The organism is Arthrobacter sp., assembly GCF_030540645.1.
GTDB lineage: Bacteria > Actinomycetota > Actinomycetes > Actinomycetales > Micrococcaceae > Specibacter.
In genome coordinates, this window is sequence record NZ_JAUNVV010000148.1 from 1 (window position 1) to 2,821 (window position 2,821).

The 2,821-nt window shown below is 61.8% G+C and carries 3 protein-coding genes; 2 read left to right on the top strand and 1 reads right to left on the bottom strand.

What is annotated here, in order from left to right:
• Positions 1 to 831, top strand: an 831-nt coding sequence (locus tag Q4P21_RS16050; RefSeq protein WP_369598908.1) for a glycoside hydrolase family 76 protein, incomplete at its 5' end; no start/stop codon positions are given.
• Positions 832 to 833: 2 nt separating this feature from the next.
• Here Q4P21_RS16050 and Q4P21_RS16055 read toward each other — a convergent pair.
• On the bottom strand, positions 834 to 2,126 hold the full coding sequence (locus tag Q4P21_RS16055) for a PLP-dependent aspartate aminotransferase family protein (protein ID WP_303389721.1): 1,293 nt from the start codon (positions 2,124 to 2,126) through the stop codon (positions 834 to 836).
• A gap of 113 nt (positions 2,127 to 2,239) precedes the next feature.
• Here Q4P21_RS16055 and Q4P21_RS16060 point away from each other — a divergent pair, with 113 nt between their 5' ends.
• On the top strand, positions 2,240 to 2,713 hold the full coding sequence (locus Q4P21_RS16060; RefSeq protein ID WP_303389722.1) for an Lrp/AsnC family transcriptional regulator: 474 nt from the start codon (positions 2,240 to 2,242) through the stop codon (positions 2,711 to 2,713).
• Positions 2,714 to 2,821 lie beyond the last annotated feature (108 nt).

Genomic DNA, 2,821 nt, shown 5'->3' on the forward strand with positions numbered 1-2,821 from the left:
GACGCCATGATCGACGCCGGATTCCTCGCCGTGGCACGCGGCGACAGGATCGAGGCGCGCGTTGAACTCCAGCGGGCTCGGGCACTGCTGCGCGGCATCTTGATTCGCAACTTCGGCCGTTTCCGCAACGACTTTTACGACGACATGGCTTGGCTGGCGCTCGCAGCCGGGCGGCTGGACACGCTGTCCGTCCGTTTGCTGGCCCGCCACGACGGGCTGGCCCGACGCGCCGTCAAAACCCTGGCCGGCGAACTTCACGGAGCACATGACGACGTGCTTGGCGGTGGCATTTACTGGTCCCGCAAGCGCGACTTCAAGAACACCCCAGCCAACGCCCCGGCCGCCTTGCTGTTTGCCCGCATCAGAGAAATTGATCATGCCCAGTCCCTCCTCGATTGGCTGCGTGCAGAGCTTTTTGACCCGGACCTGGGTCTGTACATCGACGGTATCCACCCCACCTCAAACGGTCGCAGCGTTGAGCGCACCATCTACACCTACAACCAAGGCCCCGTTCTTGCCGCCATGCTGGAAGTGGGCCGGCCCCAGGACCTGTTGAATGCCGCCGCCCTCATCGATGCCGTGCACCAGCAGCTCTATACGCCAAGCGAGGGAATACGTCTGGAAGGCGGTGGCGACGGCGGCTTGTTCACCGGCATCCTCTGCCGCTATTTGGCCCTCGCCGCACACGACCCTCGCCTTCCCGTCCAGGCCCGGCGAACGGCGTCGGCCCTTGTGAGGGACACGGCTCTCTACGTGGCCGGGCAGTCACCGGATCAGCTGTCCAAAGCCGTGCAGCGCTGGAGCATACTCTCGGCAGCTGCCACGGTTTAGGGTCAGCGCAAGGCTGCCTCGGCAACATCCATCCGAATCGGATCCGCAATAACCGTGTCCGCGGCCATCTCCTCGCGGCTGGACGCAACTGGTTCGAGGGCCTGCGCCAAATCGTTGATCAGATCCTCCACGTTCTCGAGTCCAATCGACAGGCGTACCAGGTTGGGCAGGGGCCGAGCCTCAGAGGCAACCGGCCTGTGGGTCAACGCGGCCGGGTGCTGAATGAGCGAGTCCACGCCGCCCAATGAAACAGCGTGGGTGAACATGCGCACGCCTGAGGTGAGCTGCTTGGCCGCCTCAAAGCCGCCGCTCAGACTGATGGAGACCATCGCCCCGGTTCCACGCATCTGATGCTGCAACAAGCCACGCGGATCGCCGTCGCTGCCCGGATAGTGAACTTTCTCCACGCTTGGGTGGCGCTGCAGCCACTCCGCGACCCGGACGGCGCTCTCCTGCTGCGCGCGTACCCTGATGGGAAGTGTCGTGAGCCCCCGATGCAGCAGGTAGGCGCCCAACGGATGCAGGATGGCGCCGGTAATGGCGCGGACGCGGCGCAGCGCCTCGGCTGTCTCCTCACTGCAGGCGATGACACCGCCCACTGCGTCGCCGTGACCGCCAATGTACTTCGTGGCACTGTGCAGCGACATGGCCGCACCCAGGCTGATGGGGTTCTGCAAGATGGGCGTGGCAAACGTGTTGTCGACAAGGACGGGAACATTACCGACTTGCGCCACAACACTGCTGATGTCGACAAGGTCAAGGGTCGGGTTGCCCGGAGTTTCAAGCACGATCAAAACCGTCTCCTCCCGCACTGCCGCGGCCACTTCATGTTCCGTGCAGAACGTGGCATCCACACCCAGCAGACCCGAAGCCAGGAGGTGGTCGGTGCCGCCGTACAGTGGGCGCACAGCCACCACATGCGGCCTTGTTGCCGGATCTACCGTTGACTTCATCGTGTCTTTACTGGCCAGAATGGCTGCGGTCATGGCCGCCATTCCAGAGGCAAAGGCCACGGCTGCCTCCGCTTTTTCCAGCTGCGCCAGGCCGGATTCAAACCGGGCCACTGTCGGGTTCCACAAGCGGGCATACACCGCACCGCCCTCGGAAAGGGGATGTCCGCCAAGCGCCATGGACTCATAGGAATCCCCGCCGTGCTCAATATCCGGCAGCGGGTAGGTCGTAGACAGATCCAGCGGCAGGGCGTGAACACCCAGTGCCTGCAGATCCTCCCGGCCACCTCGCACCGCCACCGAGTCAAGATTCATGGACCCACCATTCAGAAGTTCACTAGTCATGACCCAAGACTGAATGAACAAACAACAAATAACTAGATAAATGATTGAATGACTAATAAAGTTGACTAAATCTGCATTCTTCGCCAACTGTAGCTGATGTAACGGAGAACACATTGCCGAAAACGCAACCGCCGCTAGACTCGACAGACCTTGGAATTTTGCGTGCATTGGTGGCCGACAGCACCCTGACGAACAAGGCCATCGCCTCACGGCTGGGCCTCGCCGAGTCAACCTGCGCGTACCGCCTGCGCATGATGCGCGACGCCGGCGTGATCCTCGGCAGCCGCGTCACGTTGAACCTCTCCGCATTGGGCTTTCCCATACAGGCAATCATCAAAGTGCGGCTGGGAAGCCACGATGCCGCGCACGTCACCACCCTCTACACCAAGCTCACACAGATTCCCGGTGTCATCCAGGCATTCCACGTCGCCGGGGAAGACGACTTCCACCTACATGTGGCCGTTGAAAACCCGGAGGCGCTGCGTGACATGGTTCTCCAGCACATCACCGTCAACCGCGTGGTCCGGCAAACAGAAACGCAGCTGATCTTCGAGGCACGCGACGGCGTGGGAGTGTTGGCGCAATAGCCGCGCAACGCCTGCCACAGTTGGTATTTTTGTAGTGATCACAACCTTTGGAGAGTCCATGCTGCGCGTTCGTCCGATCATTTTCACGTCAGCTTTCGAAGACACCCT